The sequence below is a fragment of the Streptomyces sp. Inha503 genome, assembly GCF_047215865.1.
Classification (GTDB): domain Bacteria; phylum Actinomycetota; class Actinomycetes; order Streptomycetales; family Streptomycetaceae; genus Streptomyces; species Streptomyces lycopersici.
The window spans coordinates 12,209,280-12,226,413 of record NZ_CP178360.1 but is presented as its reverse complement, the minus strand read 5'-3'; the positions used below and the strand labels follow the sequence as shown (position 1 = coordinate 12,226,413).

Annotated in this window: 13 protein-coding genes and 5 pseudogenes; 7 read left to right on the top strand and 11 right to left on the bottom strand. The window is 69.7% G+C overall.

Annotation, left to right across the window (positions count from 1 at the left end; all coding sequences use genetic code 11):
• The 4 genes and pseudogenes from ACJX2R_RS50960 to ACJX2R_RS50945 all read left to right on the top strand — a co-directional run.
• Nucleotides 1-1,317 (top strand): helicase associated domain-containing protein (locus ACJX2R_RS50960; RefSeq protein ID WP_413098126.1); only part of this gene is annotated, 1,317 nt, incomplete at its 5' end.
• On the top strand, nt 1,263-1,688 hold the full coding sequence (locus ACJX2R_RS50955) for a helicase associated domain-containing protein (RefSeq protein WP_413106170.1): 426 nt from the start codon (nt 1,263-1,265) through the stop codon (nt 1,686-1,688). The genes ACJX2R_RS50960 and ACJX2R_RS50955, both read left to right, overlap by 55 nt.
• Nucleotides 1,689-1,952: 264 nt before the next feature.
• Nucleotides 1,953-3,238, top strand: a pseudogene (locus ACJX2R_RS50950) (NF041680 family putative transposase); the annotation flags it as partial.
• Nucleotides 3,239-3,489: 251 nt separating this feature from the next.
• Nucleotides 3,490-3,699, top strand: coding sequence for a type A2 lantipeptide (locus ACJX2R_RS50945; RefSeq protein ID WP_413098127.1), 210 nt, complete (start codon nt 3,490-3,492; stop codon nt 3,697-3,699).
• 69 nt (nt 3,700-3,768) lie between these two features.
• Here the strand turns inward: ACJX2R_RS50945 and ACJX2R_RS50940 are convergent, their stop codons facing one another.
• Together ACJX2R_RS50940 and ACJX2R_RS50935 are read right to left on the bottom strand one after the other, a co-directional pair.
• On the bottom strand, nt 3,769-4,239 hold the full coding sequence (locus ACJX2R_RS50940; protein WP_413105735.1) for an IS630 family transposase: 471 nt from the start codon (nt 4,237-4,239) through the stop codon (nt 3,769-3,771).
• The gene (locus ACJX2R_RS50935; RefSeq protein ID WP_413106169.1) at nt 4,155-4,451 is read right to left on the bottom strand and encodes a helix-turn-helix domain-containing protein; all 297 of its coding nucleotides are present in this window, start codon (nt 4,449-4,451) and stop codon (nt 4,155-4,157) included. The genes ACJX2R_RS50940 and ACJX2R_RS50935 overlap by 85 nt, the downstream gene beginning before the upstream one ends.
• 513 nt (nt 4,452-4,964) lie before the next feature.
• Here ACJX2R_RS50935 and ACJX2R_RS50930 point away from each other — a divergent pair.
• Nucleotides 4,965-5,255: a hypothetical protein gene (locus ACJX2R_RS50930; protein ID WP_413098129.1), complete on the top strand. Its 291-nt coding sequence runs from the start codon at nt 4,965-4,967 to the stop codon at nt 5,253-5,255.
• A 1,777-nt stretch (nt 5,256-7,032) separates the two neighbouring features.
• On the opposite strand, the pseudogene ACJX2R_RS50925 reads toward ACJX2R_RS50930, so the two are convergent.
• The 7 genes and pseudogenes from ACJX2R_RS50925 to ACJX2R_RS50895 all read right to left on the bottom strand — a co-directional run.
• A pseudogene (locus ACJX2R_RS50925) lies at nt 7,033-8,501 on the bottom strand (transposase); the annotation flags it as partial.
• Nucleotides 8,502-8,639: 138 nt separating this feature from the next.
• Nucleotides 8,640-9,347: an NADPH-dependent F420 reductase gene (gene npdG, locus ACJX2R_RS50920; RefSeq protein ID WP_413098133.1), complete on the bottom strand. Its 708-nt coding sequence runs from the start codon at nt 9,345-9,347 to the stop codon at nt 8,640-8,642.
• Between the two features lie 45 nt (nt 9,348-9,392).
• Nucleotides 9,393-9,791: pseudogene (locus ACJX2R_RS50915) on the bottom strand (aldehyde dehydrogenase family protein); the annotation flags it as partial.
• Between the two features lie 142 nt (nt 9,792-9,933).
• Nucleotides 9,934-10,803, bottom strand: a pseudogene (locus tag ACJX2R_RS50910) (aldehyde dehydrogenase family protein); the annotation flags it as partial.
• A gap of 93 nt (nt 10,804-10,896) precedes the next feature.
• A complete protein-coding gene (locus tag ACJX2R_RS50905) occupies nt 10,897-11,640 on the bottom strand; it encodes a transglutaminase-like domain-containing protein (protein WP_413098135.1) in 744 nt (247 codons plus the stop codon).
• Between the two features lie 47 nt (nt 11,641-11,687).
• Nucleotides 11,688-12,749, bottom strand: a complete 1,062-nt coding sequence (locus ACJX2R_RS50900) for a TIGR03619 family F420-dependent LLM class oxidoreductase (protein ID WP_413098136.1) — start codon at nt 12,747-12,749, stop codon at nt 11,688-11,690.
• Nucleotides 12,746-13,564 carry a GntR family transcriptional regulator gene (locus ACJX2R_RS50895; RefSeq protein ID WP_413098137.1) on the bottom strand — a complete coding sequence of 273 codons (819 nt, stop codon included), beginning with the start codon at nt 13,562-13,564 and terminating at the stop codon, nt 12,746-12,748. The genes ACJX2R_RS50900 and ACJX2R_RS50895 overlap by 4 nt, the downstream gene beginning before the upstream one ends.
• 173 nt (nt 13,565-13,737) lie before the next feature.
• On the opposite strand from ACJX2R_RS50895, the gene ACJX2R_RS50890 reads away from it, so the two are divergent.
• Nucleotides 13,738-14,049: a putative quinol monooxygenase gene (locus ACJX2R_RS50890; RefSeq protein WP_413098138.1), complete on the top strand. Its 312-nt coding sequence runs from the start codon at nt 13,738-13,740 to the stop codon at nt 14,047-14,049.
• A gap of 46 nt (nt 14,050-14,095) precedes the next feature.
• Nucleotides 14,096-15,457, top strand: a complete 1,362-nt coding sequence (locus ACJX2R_RS50885) for an MFS transporter (protein WP_413098139.1) — start codon at nt 14,096-14,098, stop codon at nt 15,455-15,457.
• Between the two features lie 411 nt (nt 15,458-15,868).
• Here the strand turns inward: ACJX2R_RS50885 and tpg are convergent, their stop codons facing one another.
• Complete coding sequence (gene tpg / locus ACJX2R_RS50880; RefSeq protein WP_413098140.1) at nt 15,869-16,426, bottom strand: telomere-protecting terminal protein Tpg; 558 nt, start codon at nt 16,424-16,426, stop codon at nt 15,869-15,871.
• A gap of 12 nt (nt 16,427-16,438) precedes the next feature.
• A pseudogene (locus ACJX2R_RS50875) lies at nt 16,439-16,951 on the bottom strand (transcriptional regulator); the annotation flags it as partial.
• Nucleotides 16,952-17,134: the final 183 nt, after the last annotated feature.

Below are 17,134 nucleotides of genomic sequence, written 5' to 3'. Positions count from 1 at the left end.
CACGCCCGCGCCTACGCCAACGAACATGGCCACCTGTGCGCCCCCACCTCCACACGCCAGGACGGCTTCCCCATCGGCAAATGGCTGCACAGCCAGCGAGTACGCGCACGACGCGGCCAACTCGACCTCGCACTCGACCAGGCGCTGACCGACATCGACTCCGGCTGGAACCCGCCCTGGCCCACCGACTGGCAACGCGAACACCACATCGCCCACGCCGCCGTCGCCGCGGGCAGTCTCCTCGATCCCGAAGCCGGATTCCGCAACTTCGACGACCTCACCGGGCAGTGGCTGTATGCCCAGTGCGTCAACTACACCGCCCTCCAGCCCGGCCAACAGCACCTCCTCGCCCGCCTCGGCCTCACCAAACCCCTCGCCGCCACCGCCCAGCCCAACCCGGCCACCCGACACCCGGCCATGGAGACCGGCCTGCGCTACGCCCGCGCCTGGGCAGCCGAACACGGCACCCTCGGCCTCTCCCGCACCACCCACCACGGCGGATTCCCCCTCGGCCGCTGGCTGGTCCGACAACGACACCAGGCCAACCTCCACCGCGAACTCTTCGACACCCCCTGGCCGCACGAAGAGGCCATCGCCCGCATCGACCCGTACTGGAACCCGCCCTGGGGCATGAAATGGCAGCGCCGCTACCAGGCCGCCCGCACACAGCTCACCCCCGGCCAAAGCCTCGCCCCGAACAAGGGCTTCCCCGGCACACCGGACTGGACCGGACAGTGGCTGTACAGCCAGTGCGCCGTCTACGACGAACTCCATCCCCGCCAGCAGCAGCTCCTCGCCGACATCGGCCTCACCGCTCAAGGCGCCCGCACCGCCCGGCCCCGCCGCATCCCCCAAGCCGCAGCCTTCGCGGCCGGTCTCGCCCACGCCCGCTCCTGGGCTGCCCAGCACGGCCACCTCACAGTCGCCGGAGACACCTCCCACGACAGCTACCGCCTCGGCGCCTGGCTGCGCACCCAACGTCGCCGCGCCACCCGAGGAAAACTACCCACCGACCGCATCAAAGCCCTGGAAGCCATCGACCCTCACCGGAACCCGGCAGGAGGACCGCGCTGGCACCAGACCTACCTCACCGCCCGCACCCACACCACCGGCCGCTCCCTGGCCACCACCGCCGACCTCGACGCGCTCCCATCCGCGACAGCGAAATGGCTGTTCACCCAGTGCTCCAGCTACGACAGCCTCCACCCCGAGCAGCAACAGCTGCTCGCCGAGATCGGCCTCACCAGCGAACGCCCCGCGCGCTGGCACCGCCCCCGAAAGCTCCCCAACCAGCCCGCCCGGCCCGCCCGCGGCTGAAGAACCCGCCCTCCGCCTTCGCGGCCGGCCTGCCCTACGCCCAAGCCTGGGCCACCCAGCACGGCCACCTCACCTCAGCCGGCTACCGCACCGAACACGACGGCTTCCCCCTGGGATGGTGGCTGCACAAACAACGCCGAGCCGCTTATACCCACCTGAAACGAACCGGCCAGCCCTGGCCCCACCACAATCAACTCGCCGCGCTCGACCCGTGGTGGAACCCACCCTGGCGCGCCACCTGGAACCACAGCTGGCACCAAGCCCACACCCACCACAGCACCGGCCTGCCCTTCCCCAACCAGACCACCAAATGGATCCGCACCCAGCAACGCACCTGGGAACAGCTCCACCCCACCAACAACACCTCATGACCACCATCGGCATCCACAGCCCCACACCCCTATGCCGCTACAACAGCCGCCCAGCGAACCTGACCGACCAACCAACAGAACTGATCAACACCCACGAAACCACCCCGGAACAGGAAACCCGCAGCTCACAAGCCCGCCCAGTCCGGGCCCGCAAGCAACGCCAAGCACCTCACCAGCACACACCACACCGCCGGACCCAACCAACCAACTGATCAACCCAGCTCAACACCCCGGATGCCGATCAGAACGGACGAACCGCGACAGGTGGAGCTGACCTTGCTGCCCGAGCACCGCCGCGGGCACGGCGCGATGTACGACGGGCTCAACCAAGGCCGGATCGACACCGACAGACTGCGGTCATTGCTGGTCAGCATGCCCCTACCCCAGTTCCCCGACGGGCGCCTGGTGCTGGCCGTCGACGTCTCGCCATGGCTGCGGTCAGATGCGCCGTGCTCGCCGGAACGGCTTTTCTGCCGCGTCTACGGCCGGGCCAAGACAGCCTCGCAGTTCATCCCCGGCTGGCCGTACTCGTTCGTCGCGGTGCTGGAGATGGGCGCCAGGTCCTGGACACAGATCCTGGACGTCGTCCGGCTCGGCCCGGCAGACGACGCCACCGCGGTCACCGCCGCCCAGCTCCGCGATGTCGTCGACCGGCTCATCACCGCGGGCCAGTGGCAGCCCGGCGAGCCGGACATCCTCATCGTGACCGACGCCGGCTATGACGTCACCCGCCTGGCCTGGGTCCTGCGCGGCCTCCCGGTCGAGCTGGTCGGGCGCATCCGCAGCGACCGCGTGATGCGGTTACCGAAGCCGCCGCGGTTGCCCGGGACGAACGGTCGGCCGCCCAAGCACGGGCCGGAGTTCCGCTTCGCCAAGCCGGAGACCTGGCCCGAACCGACGGTCACTACCCGCACCGCCACCGCGAACTACGGCAAGGCTGGTCACCCAGGCGTGGGGCCGGGTCCATCCCCGGCTCACCCACCGGGCCGCCTGGCTCGACCACGAAGGCGGACTCCCCTTGATCGAGGGCACATTGATCCGGTTGGAAGTCGAGCACCTGTCGAAGGACCGGGAGGCACCGGCGGTGTGGTTGTGGTCCTCGAGGACCGGTGCCACCGACGCGGACGCCGACCGGGCCTGGCAGGCGTTCCTGCGGCGCTTCGACCTGGAGCACACGTTCCGGTTGTTCAAGCAGACGCTGGGCTGGACCAAACCCGGGCTGCGGGAGCCGGAAGCAGGCCGACCGATGGACCTGGTTGATCACCGCTGCCTACACCCAGCTCCGGCTCGCCCGCCCACTGGCCCAGGACCTGCGGCACCCATGGGAGAGGCCAGCCGCCCCCGGTCGGCTCACCCCGGCCCGGGTCCGCCGGACGTTTCGGAACCTCCGCCAGCACATGCCCTGTCCCGCCGGAGCACCGAAACCCCATCGGCCTGGCCCGGGACGACCGCCCGGCACCAGGAACAGGCACCGGGCACCCCGCTACGACGTGGGCAGAACCGTCCGCCGCGAGAAGACGCTCATCGCCTTGCAACGGTTGAAAGGTTAAAGAACAAGCTAAGTGACGTGCCATGCGTCACCGGTTTGGTGCGGGTGTGACGTGTGGGGGGCGCGTGGCGCAGTTGGAGTGTGGCGGCTGGTTATCGGCGAGTCGGATCCGCAGGCTCTCCATGTCTGTGGATCTCTTTCTCCGGTACGGGCGGAGAGCCCTGCCCGTACCACAGTCCGCGCCGGTCCCGGACCGCGGTTGTGGTCCCGGTCGCCTCATACAAGAGATCACTGATGAAGGAAGCGTGCTTTATGAGCAACCAAGCCCAGATCGAGACCCGCGAGATATCCGACGCCGACTTGGACGGCGTTGCCGGCGGCGCGGCCGGTCTGGCCCTGCAGGGCGGCCCGGGCCACCTGGAGGGCATCGGCGGCGCGGAGCTGGCCGGCCACAGCGTCACCGTGGACGGTGCGGCGAACCTGCAGAGCGGCCAGGCAGGCCTCAACGTCACCGCCGTCTGATCAGCCGTAACGGCTGAGCATCCTCGATGCCTGAACCCCCTCGGCCGCAGTGTCGCCGAGGGGGTTTCGTCATACGCAGGCGCCTCGCGGCCGTATGCGCGGGGCGAGGTTGGCCAGGCTGCGCTTGAGGTGCGCCCACACGCCCTCGACCGGGTTCAGGTCGGACGAGTAGGCGGGCAGCAGGAACACCGTGAGCCATTCCCGTGCCTCGATCAACTCTCGCACCGTGCGGGAGACATGGGTGTTGAGCCGGTCCCAGACCAACACGACCGGTGCCTTGATGAGCTGGTGGGTGCCGTCGAGCAGGGCGAGGAAGTCGCGCTCGCTCATGCTGCGGCGCTTGCCCTTGCCCGCCGGGGGCGCGATCAGCCGGTGGCACAGCCGGGACCGTGAGCCGGGCCGCAGCGCGATCAGCCCGGCCACCGACAGCCGTCCCGAGCGCCGTCCGCTGACCGTCACGACCGGGGTGTGTCCGCATCGGCCCCAGGTCCGGCCTCGCGGCGGTCTGCGGGTGAAGCCTGCCTCGTCCTCGAAGCAGATGTAGGCCCCGCAGGCCGCCCTGGCCCTTTTACCTCCGCCCAGGTCGCCTCCTTCCGCACCCTCACGGCCTCCTCGTCGCGCTCGGCCACCCGCCGGACGGGCACCCGCGGGGAGAACCCGAGCCGGTGCATCAGCCGGGTGGCGCCCGAGACGCTGTAGGAGACGTGGAACTTCCGGCCGATCAGCGTGGCCACCCGCGCGGCGGTCCACACCTGGTCCTCCACCCAGCCATGCGCGGCCGGCGGTCCCCTGCGGGCTGAATCCGCTCGCCCTCAGCAGCTTGCCGACGGAGCCCGGTGAGCAGTTCGACACCGAGACCTCGCGCGGTTCACCTCCGCCCGCGTGGAGAAGAGCAGGGCCTTCTTCAAGCGCTGCGCAGGGTTCACGTGCTGAGGTCTGTCTTGCGCACGACCTGAGGCGTGGACACATGGGCATCGTGAAGGACGGAGGCTTGTACGAGCACGGCGACACCGGCGACCAAAGAACGGCTGGCTCCGTTCTCGGCCAGCCGGCGGGCTGCGGCGACAGTGCCGTAGGTGGACCAGCCGCCGATGAGTACGACGCGTTTGCTCGGGTTGAGGGGATTCGGGGCTGAGACGACGTAGCCGCAGTCGCGTACGACCTCGCCGTCCGTGGCCTTCGATCAGCCATGCAAGGACCCTGCCGACACCTCGACCAGGATCAGAGTCCGGCCAGCACAAGAGGTTGGCGACCGGGCTCGCGCGATGCGTCTCGGCGGGCCAGGCGGCGGTACGCGGTACCCGCTGGAACTGGCGGCGGCCCTGCTGGCGACGTTGCCGGTGGCGGCGCTGTTCGAAACAGCACTGGACCGAACAGCCCGCACCCACGGCCAGCGCGTGCGGAACTTCTCAGACGAACAAAAGTCCGCTTCCTTCGCCGCCGCGGCACTCGTGATCGAGGACCTCTCCCCCAGCCTCGCCCACCGCCTCCTCGGCCCCCTCCGCCTCGCACTCGGCGACACCTACCCCGTCCCCGCATGGGCCGACAACCCGTAACCCGAGACGGCCTCAGGGACACGCGCCCCCGAGCCCGGCGAACATGATCGTCAACAGAGGCGATAGAGGCCAGCATCCCGGCAACCCAGTCCAGTTCAAACAGACAGCCCGTCCAAACGCCGCCGCATACCAACGAACACTGAATCTGAACCCCGCACAACGCAGACGACACAACCTGATCACCCAACAGCTACCTGACAGACCCGCAGGCCAGACCCTCCCTCAAACACAACACCCACAACCACTACAGCTACTCGCACACCGCAATCCCCCCACCCGCAGACACACCACAAACTGATCAACGCAGGCCAGACCACCCACTACAGGCCCGTCTCGGCTGCGCGGGCCGACTGCCCGTCGGCGTGGCCCCGCCCGCGCCGCGCACTCGGTGCCGGGGCGCGGTGCCGGGGCGCGGTGCCGGGCACCGGTATGGCCCGCCGAAAGAATGTGCGCGGGGATGTCGATCCAGGCAGGCTCTGTACGACGCAGGGGTGAGAGAACGACATCAGCACGAGAGGCGAAGGCCATGCCCAAGGTCCGCGTACACAACGTGACGATCTCCCTCGACGGCTTCGCGGCCGGCTCGAACCAGCGACTGGACGCCCCGTTCGGCGACGGTGTCGGCTGGGGTGACGACCTGCACAGCTGGTTCGTCTCCGCGGCGGAGGATTCCGCCGCGGGGAAGACCGGAATCGATGTCGGCTACTTCGCCCGCGGCGAGCAGAACATCGGCGCCACGATCATGGGGCGGAACATGTTCGGCCCGCAGCGCGGGCCGTGGGAGGACGAGTCCTGGAAGGGCTGGTGGGGCGACAACCCGCCCCTACCACCACGGTACGTTTGTTCGTGCACACCCACCATCTGCGCCCGACGCTGGAGATGGCCGGCGGAACGACCATTCCACTTTCACCTGACGAGCCGCTGTAGAGACGGTGCTCCAGCGCGCGTTCGAGACGCCGCGGGCGGCAAAGACGTCCGGATCGGCGGCGGCGCGGCTGTCATCCAGCAGTATTCTGCGCGGCGGGCTGATCGACGAGTTTCCCACCTCGTGATCGCGCCTGCTGCTCATCGGGCGCGGGGCAGCGGACTCGCTCGCGCAATCTGGGTGACGGGATCGACGGCTACCGGGTGTCCCGAGCTGGTCGGCTCGCCGACCGCTCACGCACGCGGTGCTGGTCCGACCGCTGACGCGCGGGGCCGGGGTTCGCCGGGGGTGGTGCTGCTGCCGCGCCCGCCTCGGTGGTTCGTCCGTCGTTGGTCCTGGCCCCTCGTCGCCGCACGGCGGGCCGTCGGCCGGCGTGGCCGTGGCGGGTAGGGGCTTCGGTGGGCTGTGCCGGGGCCGGCCCCGTGCGGAGTGGGGCCGGCTGCTTCACGGCAGCAACTGCGTTCAGATGACTTCGGCGGAAGCAACAAGCCTGAGAGTAAAAAAAAATAAAAACCCCCACAATGTCAGCACGGTGGGCGGGGCTTTGCGGTGTCTTCGGTACACCAGCGCCGACCATCGGGCCGGTCAGCTTGCCGGATCCGGCGCCCAGGTCGGCGCACACATGGGGCCGGGCGCGGCTTCGGGCCCCGGCACACCAGCGCTGGATGCTCGTCGAGCGGCGGCAGGCCGTTGTGCGACACCGCACGCTGACGCCTCCGGACATACCCTTGCTCGGCCGGGCGGGCGGGTATCTCGCGGGGACGCTGCGGACACCGCTTTCCCGAGCCAATACGACCGTGTATCACAAGAGGATGAGGAAACAGGCTCTGAAGCTTTTTGTTCATCGAACGAGGATCTTCCAGGCTTGCCGATGGCCCTTTGAGGGTCTCAGGCGCGTTGGCGGGTCTTGCCCGGACGTCTAGCGGGGTGCTCGATTGTTTTGTTCTTGGTGCCGGGTGGCCGTCCGGGGCCGGCACCTCGGGGTTTGGGAACACGGGTCGGGCAGGCGAGGTGGGCGCGGATGTTTCCTGACCCCCCGGCGGACCCCGGGCCGGGGTGAGTCCGGCCGGAGCTCGTGGGCCTGTCCCCGGGGCCGGCGGACGGTCCGCGGCGAGGGCCCCGGGCGAGCCGGAGCTGGGTGTGCCGGAGCTGGTCTGGGCGGTGATCAGAATCCAGGTCCAGCGGTCTGCCGCCTCGGGCGTACGTAGTTTCGGGGTGGTCCAGCCGAGGGTCTGCTTCGCGAAGCGGAAGGTGTGCTCCAGATCGAAGCGGCGCGGAAATGCCTGCCGGAAGCGGTCCGCGTTCGTCCGGGGTGCGCCGATTGGGGAGGACCATAACCACACTGGCGGGGCCTCCTCGTTTCCGTCGACGGATGCTCGGCCTTCAGTGGCATCAACGTCCCTTCGACCGGCGGAAGTTCACCGTCCGTGGTCGAGTCAGGAGGAGCGGTGGGTGAGCCTTGGGTGGGCCCGGTCCCATGCCTGGGTTTCGGGTCTTGCCGTCGTTGGTGGTGTCCGTGACCGTGGTGATCGCAGGCTCGGGCCAGGTCTCCGGCTTGGTGAACCGGAATTCCGGGCCGTGCTGGGGCGGCCGGCCGTTGACGCCGTGCGTTCTCGGTGGTTTCGGCAGCCGCGTGACACGGTCGGAGCGGACCCGGCCGGCCAGTTCGGCCGGCAGGTCGCGCAGGGCCCAGGCCAGGCGGGTGACGTCGTCGCCAGCATCGCTGACGATCACGATATGCGGGTCCCCGGCCTGCCATTGACCAGCGGCGATGAGCCGCTCGACGACACCCCGGAACTGGGCGGCGGTGATCGCAGTTGCGTCGTCCGCCGGTCCGAGCCGGACCGCGTCCAGGATCGCGGTCCAGGACGCGGCACCCGGCTCCAGCACGGCCACGAAAGAGCGGGGCCGGCCCGGAATGAACCGCGAGGCTGTCTTCGCGCGCCCGCAGAGGTGGCAGAACATGGCGCTCGGCGGAGCATGGCGCGTCCGGGCGAAGCCACGGCGGCACATCGGCCGCCCAGACCAGACGCCCGCCGTCGAACCGCGGCAACCACAGCCCGGCCGGCACCGTCCGCAGCCGATCGACGTCGAGCCGGCCGTGGTTCAAGCCGCCGTACATCGCTCCGTGTGAACGTCGATGCTCGGGCAGCAGCGCCCCAGTCCACCGGCGGCCTCACCGCACCATCCGCACACAGCACCGCGTCCGCCAACGCGGACAACTCCTGACGCCGAGCGGTCAGACACTCGTAGAACTCGCCCCGGAAGCGTGAGGCTTTGGCCAGCGCTTTCCTCCGGAGAGCATCGGGCAGCAGACTCACCCTCACGGCCTTCGCCGTGATCACGTGCACCTCGGCCGGAGCACAGGATCAGACGAAGGCCGCCCCCGCGTCTGGCGGACCCCCAGGTGAGCGGCTCGGTTCGAGACACCGTTCGAGGCCGGGGGAAAGAGAACAAGCTCATCGGGCGAGAGGTTCGGGGAGACCTGTGAGCCGGATGCCGGCGTGGGTCTTGTAGCGCCTGTTGATCCCGATCAGCAGCGCGGTGATCCGCTCGCAGACACCGCTGATGTCCAGCAGGCCGCAGTCGACGGTGCGCAGCCCGGGGATACGGTCGATGAGATCCGCGGCCAGGGCCTTGTCGGCCGTGTGATCGCCGCAGAGCAATACGTCCTCGTCCAGCCGGAGTTCGATGTCCTGCAAGGTGGCGGCGCTGACGGTCTGCAGAGCCGAGACCACGCCTGTGCCGTCCGGCAGCAGGGCCTGGGCCTGTTCGGCGGCGGAACCGGCCCAGGGGACGATGGGGCGCAGGCCGCGGGGGCCAGCGGGCAGAAGGGGCGCGGTCGTGTCGATGACCAGTTGTCCGGGCCGGATGGCTTTCGCGATGGCGCGCATCGTCTCGACGTGTGCGCTGAAGGGCACGGCGACGACCACCGCCGCCGCGCCTTCGATCATGGTGGTGTTGTCCCCGCCGACCGCTCCGGGGAGTTTGTCGGCGCAGTCCTGCGCCGCTTGTGCACGCCGGGATCCGATGCGGACGTTGACGCCGCTGTGGGCCCACCGGGTGGCGAGCCCAAGACCGAGGGCGCCGGTGCCGCCGACGATGGCGACGGTGTTCTCGTGATGTGTTGTGGTGGCGGACAGCGGGTCCGGCTGGGTGACTGTCATGGGTGATCGCCTTCGGTCGGCTGGTTCGGGAGAAGAGAATGCTGGTCATTCGCTGAGGGGGTGGCTGTGTGCGTGGTGTGCGGGGCCGATCCACACGCTCTTGACGTTGGTGAACTGGCGGAGTCCGAAGACACCCAGCTCGCGCCCGTAGCCGCTGCGCTTGATGCCGCCGAACGGCAGCCGCGGATCGGAGGCGACGATCCCGTTGACGAACACCGCGCCGGCCTCGATGCCGGGAATCAGGCGATCGGCGCGCTCGAGGTCGGTTGTCCACAGCGCGGCGCCGAGACCGAATTCGGTGGCGTTGGCGATGTCGACGGCCTGGGCCGGGTCCTTCGCGGAGACGACGGCGGCCACCGGGCCGAACGTCTCCTCCGCTGCGACAGCCATCGTCGGGGTGACCTGGTCGAGGACGGCAGGCACATAGAAATACCCGGGGCCGTCGGGGACCGTGCCGCCGGTGACGACGCGGGCGCCCGCCGCGGTGCTGCGCTCGACCTGGTCCGACGAGGTCGGAGCGAAGACCGGACCGGGCGAGCGGGCCGATCGTTACGTCTCGGCGGAACGGGTCGCCCACGGTCAGGGCAGCGACACCGGCGGTAAACGCGTCGGTGAATTCCTCGACGACCGTTTCCTCGACGATGAACCGCTTGGCGGAGATGCAGCTCTGCCCGGTGTTGTGCATGCGTGCGCTGACCGCCGCCGCGGCGGCGGCCGGGACGTCCGCGTCGGCGAGGACGATGAAGGGGTCCGAGCCGCCGAGTTCGAGGACCTGCGGCTTGAGGTGGTGCGCGGCCATGGCAGCGACGGCAGAGCCCACTTCGGTCGATCCGGTGAGGGTCACGGCGTGGATGCGGGGATCGGCGATGAGGTCCGGCACCGCGTCGGGGCCGACGAGCAGCGTGGTGAACAGACCGGGCGGGCAGCCGGCCCGGTTCCAGATGTCGGCGATGGCCAGGGCACAACGCGGCACGTTCGAGGCGTGTTTGAGCACGGCACCGTTGCCGGCCAGCAGCGCGGGCGGCGCGAAGCGGAACACCTGCCAGAGCGGATAGTTTCCAGGGCATGACCGCCAGGACCAGGCCCAGCGGGTCGAAGGCGACGTGGCTGCGGCGGCCCCGGTTGCCACGCTCTGGTGCCTCAGCAGTTCCGGTCCCTGCGTCGCGTAGTACTCGCAAGCCCAGGCGGACTTGTCGACCTCGGCTTCCGCTTCGGCGACGGGCTTGCCCATCTCCTCGGTGATGAGTGCGGCGAGCTGGTCCCGTTCGGCGCGCAGTAGCGCGGCGGCCCGCTTGAGGTGCTCGGCCCGTGCCGGTACGGGTATCGTCCGCCACCTCCTGGCGGCCAGGGATGCCCGCTCGACTGCCGCGTCGACAGCTGCCGGCGAGTGGGGGGTGAACTGGGCGATGACTTCCTCGGTGGCCGGGTTGACGGAGTTGATCTGGTGAACGGCCATGGTGGCCTGACTCCTTGGGGGTTGAGGTGATGGTCCGCGAAGGGCGGGCATGTCCGCCGGCCGGTGTCCGGGGGCGCTCCCCGCGTGGCCGGATCAGGCGACGGAAGTGCGGCCGACCAGCTCCGGGTCGGGGCCGCTCCACAGCACGTCGTCGCCGGCGACCCGCTCGTGCGCGGCGGGCGAGGCAAGCGCTTGGAGGACTTCACCGGCGACCTGCTCGTACCATCGCGCCACTTCGGCGGGATAGTCGGCGTAGCTGCCGTTCTCCCGCAGCACGGGCCCCTCGACGGTCGGGATGTCCGTGACGCCGTCGTAGGTGACGGTGTAGGGCTTGCCCAGACGGGTCGCTGTGGGCGCGTCGATGGTTGCGTCCAGCTTGATCCACCGGCCGTTGAGGAAGGCTTCGCCGAGCGAGTGCCAGGGCAGTGGCCGTCCGACCGGCCCTCCCCACAGGGTGCGGACCTCCGGTGAGAGGAATTCCATCTTCGGGGCGTGGAGCGCCTGGAACGCGATGCGGGCAGGGATGCGGGCGGCCCTGGACAGGGCGACGAACGAACTCGCCTTGCCCATGCAGAAGGCGACGCCGTGGGCGAGGACGTCGCTGGCCGCCGATTCGCCCTCGGCGAGATAGCGGAAGGAGGCGAGGATGTCGTAGGGCAGGTCGCGGACGTAGTGGTAGATGCGGCCCAGCCGTTCGCTGTCGGTGGTGGCACCGTCCGTCAGCTCTCGAGCGGTGGACACCACGAGCGGGTGGTCGGAATCGATGTAGGCGGTCGGCCTCAGGTACGCCTCGCCGATGGTGGTGAGGTCGTTGTGGGCGGTCGTCTGGGAGGTCACGGATCAGCCCTTCGCTCAGTCGCTGGCGTCGTGGTTGCGCGGCCGGGTCAGGTGGGTTGCGTGTGCCGTGCGGGCTTGATGTGGGGCAGGATCTGTTCCCCGACGACGTCGAGACAGGCCGAGTCCGCGACGTCGGGGATGGTGAACAGGAAGTGGTCGATGCCGGCGTCCTGGTAGGCGCGGATGCGCTCGACACAGGCTTCCGGCGTCCCGGTGATCAGTCCGGTGTCGGGAATCGACCGGAAGCGGGTACGCAGCTCGTCCTGCTGTGCCGGGGAGTCGGTCGGTGCGAGCAGGGTGGTGATCGACAGGCGCAGGGTCGCCGGGTCGCGGCCGATCGCCTCGCACTCACGGTCCAGGAACGCGCGGCGCTCCGCGCACTTCTCGGCGGGCCACCATCGGACGTTGATGCCGTCTGCGTGCCGGGCGGCGATGCGGTGGACCCGCAGTCCCTCGCCGCCCACCCACAGGGGCGGATGCGGCTGCTGGAGCGGGGGCGGATCGCAGACCGCCCCGTCGATGCGGTAGAAGTCGCCGTGGAAGGTCGGGTGCGGGTCGGTCCACACCCGGCGCATCACCTGGAGCGACTCGCCGAGCGCGGTGACCCGGTCCCCGGTCGGGGGGAACGGGATGCCGTAGGCCTCGTACTCCTGCTGGAACCAGCCCGCTCCCATGCCCAGGTCCAGTCGGCCGCCGGAGATGACATCGAAGGTGGCGGCCATCTTGGCGAGCACGGCGGGGTGGCGGTAGGAGTTGCACAGCACACTGGTGCCCAGGCGCACGGTGGTGGTGTCGCGGGACAGGGCCGACAGCGCGGTCCAGCATTCGAGCAGCGGGACCGACGACGAGCGGCTCTGCCGGGCATCGCCGTCGCTCTCGAATCCGGCGGTGATGCCCGCGTCCCGGACGTAGTCGTCGGGGCTGAGGGTCAGGAAGTGGTCGCACAGCCACACGGAGTCGAATCCGCAGGACTCGGCGGCCTGCGCGGCGCGGACCATGTCGGGATAGTTGCCCACGGCGAGGCCGCGGATGGTCAGGGCCAGGATCAGCCCGATGTGCGGCTCGGGCTCGTGGGCGGGACCCGCGCCGGAGGGATCGTCGTCGTTCATGGACGTCGCCTTTCTGTCATGTCGGTCATGCCGACCGGGGCACCGGAGACGGTGCGGGGAAGCGTTACGGTGAATCCGTAACGTTCCGGCCGGTAGTGGAAGATCACGACTTCCAGTGGACGGTCGTCGTGGCCGAGGCTGACCCGCTCCAGGACGAGCACGGGTGCCAACTCCTCGATCTCCAGCGCCGCGGCGACGTCCGGAGAAGCCGCGGCCGCGTGGATCTGGTGCTGGGCCTGCGCGATCCGCACCCCCAGGTGCTGCTCCCACATCGTGTACGTGGTCTCGGTGGCCGGTTCGCCGGAGCGCAGCGGCCCGGCCGCCTCCAGCACCCGCGTCGGCAGGTGGATCGTGACGAGCGCGACCGGCTTCTCCCCGTCCCCGTACCGGCGCCGGATCGTCAGTACCTCGGACTCCCCGAGGACATGGGCGATGTGGGGCGCAGCGGGTTCGACCCCGAAGCCCAGGACGTCGATGTGCGGTGTGACGCCCTGTTCGAGCAGGACCTCGGTGATGGTGCGCACGCCGGAGGACAGCTCCTGGTCCACCGGTTCGGAGACGAAGGTGCCCAGTCCTTGCTTGCGTACCACCCAGCCCTGCGACTCCAGTGCACCCACCGCGGCACGGACCGTGATGCGGCTCAGACCGGTCTCGGCCATCAGCTCCCGTTCCGTGGGCAGCCGCGTTCCCGGCGGCAGCTGCTGCTTGAGGATCAGTGCCTTGATCTGCTCCGCCAGCTGCGTCGTCGCCGATGTCCGGCCCCGTTCGATCCGGAATCCGGCGGCCGACAGGTCGAAGCGGGGCTCGTTACCCATGTCAGATGTCATAAGTCGTATTGAACCCGGCAGCAGGCCCGGACGCGCAACAACCCCTCCGGGTGTCACGGCCGGCGGGGTCACCGAACCCTTGACGCATGTCATGAGACGTTTTATAACGTCTTACATCTGGTGGGCGCAAGTAGCCCCCGCCGGGAATCAAAGGAGCCCCCGTGCCAGACCAGAACCACGTGACCGTGATCGCCCGCTTCACCCCGGCCCCAGACCGCGCTCCGCAGCTGCGGGCCCTCCTCGAAGGAATGATCGACCCGACCCGCTCCGAGCCGGGATGCCGCTCCTACGACCTCTACACCACCGAGTCGGCAGCCCCGGACTTCGTCCTCCTGGAGCGCTACCAGGACTCCGCAGCCCTGAAGGCGCACCGCACGACGGCCCACTACACGGCCTACCGCGCCCAGCTGTCCGACCTCCTCGCCAAACCGGTCGAGGTCTGCGTCCTCAGGCCGGCCAACGTCATCGGCTGACGACGGGCACGCCACGACGTCGCGCGACCGCTCAAAGGAGAGCACCATGTCCGACCTGCAAAACGACGTGTCGCCCCCCAGAACGCTCAGCCCGTCCCCAGCCGTGCGCCACATCGACAAAAGCAGCCGCCGTGCACTGTTCGCGTCCTGGCTGGGATGGACCTTCGACGGGTTCGAAACCTACGCCCTCGTCCTCGTCGGCCCCACAGCCGTCATGGCGGTGGGCACCCAAGCACAGCTGGCAGACCTTCCCACCTACGTCAGCGGCCTGCTCGCCGCCACCCTCGCCGGCTGGGCGCTCGGCGGGATCCTCGCCGGCTTCACGGCCGACCGACTCGGCCGGCGCCGCACCCTCCTCCTCTCCATCCTCTGGTACGCCCTCTTCACCGGTCTGACCGCACTCGCACCCGACTACTGGTGGCTGCTCACCCTGCGCTTCATCACCGGCATGGGACTGGGAGCGGAGTGGGGCAGTGCCACCGCCCTGATCGGCGAACTCTGGCCGGACCGTTCACGAGGACGAGCCGCCGCAGTACTCCAGTCGGGCTTCGGCGTCGGCGCGGTCATCGCCGCACTGGCCTGGTACCTGCTGGAGCCCGTGGGCGACAACGCCTGGCGCTACCTCTTCCTGACCGGCACGCTCCCGGCACTCATCGTCCTCTACGTACGGCGGGCCGTCCGCGACCCGGAGATGTGGACCTCGCTCCGCGACCGGCGGCGCAAGGCCAAAGCCGCCCAGGAAACCGGCAACACCGTCGCAGCCGCGGACAGGGAACTCCTGCGCTCCCCCTTCACCGCCGCCTTCAGCCACGCCCGCCTACGCCGCCGCGGGCTGCGACTGCTCGTACTGACTGTCGTGTCGGTCATCGGCCTGTACGCCGTGTCGGCCTGGATCCCCGCATACACCGCCCAACTCGCCAAGGACACCGGCGAAACGGGCACCCGATGGGGCGCCAACGCCGGCCTGGTGTTCAACGGCGCCTCCGTACCCGGCTACCTCCTGCTCGGCTACCTGGCCGACCGCTGGGGCCGAAAACCCACCATGCTCCTCTACTACTGCGTATCCGCGGCCGTCATCCCGGTCTTCTTCTTCGCCGTCCACACCCCGCAGGCGGCACTGGCCGTGGCAGCCGTGGCCGGGTTCTTCATCCTGGGCCAGTTCGCCTGGATGCCCATCTACATGCCCGAACTGTTCCCCACCCCGGGCCGCGCCACCGCCATCTCCACGGTGTTCAACTCCGCACGCATCGCAGGCGCGCTGGTCACCCTCGCCACCGGAATGCTCATCAGCCTCCTCGGCGGCATCACTACCGCTGCCACCGCCGTCGGAATGACGATGTACATCATCGCCACCGCCACCGTCTGGTCCGTCGGACCCGAGACCAAGGGACAACCCCTCCCCCAGTGACCGGAGACCAAGGGACAACCCCTCCCCCAGTGAACCGCACCCAGCACCCCACCGGCCACAACCACACAACAGCAACCGGTGGGACCACCACAGTGAACACCACCCGCCCGGCCAGACCACCCGACCCCACACCGAGAACGCGATCGGGCGCGCCCCCCGCGGGTGGCTCAGGGAGAGGACCGGTCAGCCGGCACCAGCCCGCCACCGTGACATCGAAGCGCACGAGCTCGAGCGCCCTGTTATGGACCCGTTTCGTCACCACCGCGATCAGCGTATGCGCCATGGCACGGGAGAGGGCGTCGCCGGCCCACTGCGCGCTCGACCGTGACCGCTGGGAGGAAGCCCTCCCTGCGCAAGACCCCTCCCCCCCGGCCGCCCGGGCCGGTCTTGGGCTCACCTCGGCGAAACCCCCTACAGGCCGAACTCCAGGTGCTCGATGTCCGTGAAGCGGACCTCCTCCAGCTGGCCGGCCCGGCGGCCACTGTCCTGGAAGTAGACCTCCTTGAGGGCTTCTGCGGCGATCTCTCTGAGCTGCTGGTCGCCGGCGCCGGCCTCCTGGGCCTCGAAGAGGCGGGCGGCGTAGCGGGGGGGCAGGGCGACGGTCAGGTGCCGGATGCGGTCCTGGTCCGTCGTCCCGATCGGTGCGGTGTAGCCGAGCCGGGCGCGGGTGTCGATGACGATGCCGCCCGTGGTCGCCGCCGTCTGCCGGGCCTTGGCCCGGATCTGCGGCTGCCACCGGGCCTTCACCTCACGCTCCAGGCGCGCGGCGAGATCGGGGCGGGGCCTTTTGATCTGGTCCCTCACGTACCGCTCCACGGTGCGCTGGGAGACCCGCAGCATCTGGGCGACCGCCCTGGTGCCCTTGAGCTGCTTGACCAGGTAGCGCATCTGCGCGGGTGCGCTCTTGGGCGCCGGACGGGTGAACGCCTTCTGCACCGCGGCGTCCAGACCGTCCCCGAACAGGCTCATCGTCGCCCTCTCCTACTCTCCGTTGTCGACATCGGTGACCGTGCCGTCCTTGATGTACCGGGCGAGGTTGAGCTCCGGGGCCTCGAACTGCTCCCTCACGCCCTCGCCCCACAGAACGGTCTGGGTGCCCTCGTGCTTGACCAGGCCCGGGTTGATGCCGAGCTTGAAGCCGCCGGGCAGCGGCCTGCCGTCCCGGTAGGGCAGGAAGTCCAGCGGGCTGGTGCCCTCAGCCGCGTACACCACGCAGTCGGACAGGATCGCGACCGGGTACTGGCCGGTGAACGCCGCATGCTTGACGATCTTGCGATGGAGATTGATCCGGGCGCGGGAGATGACGGCCGCGCGGATGTCCGGCCGCCACGTCGGGCGGGACAGGGCCCGCCACGGCTCGCCCGGCCGCCACCCCTCACCACGCGGGCGTTCGCGCAACTTGCCCAGGCCACCCTTGACCGTCGCCTTGATCGCCGAGACGACGATCGCCAGCTCGGGGTCGCGCGCCCTGTAGCCGTCCATGGCGGCCAGGAAGAGACCGATCTTCTCGAAGCCAGGCCTCCAACTCTGCTAGACCGTCGCCGAACCCTGCTTTGACTCGAACCGTTTCCGTCATTGCCTGCTCCTCTGCTTCCCGCAGGCACCGTCGGTGTGGTCCGGGCAGTCCGTGAACCCGGGTATGGAAGGAATGCAGCACCCCACCTCCCCTAGGGCGCT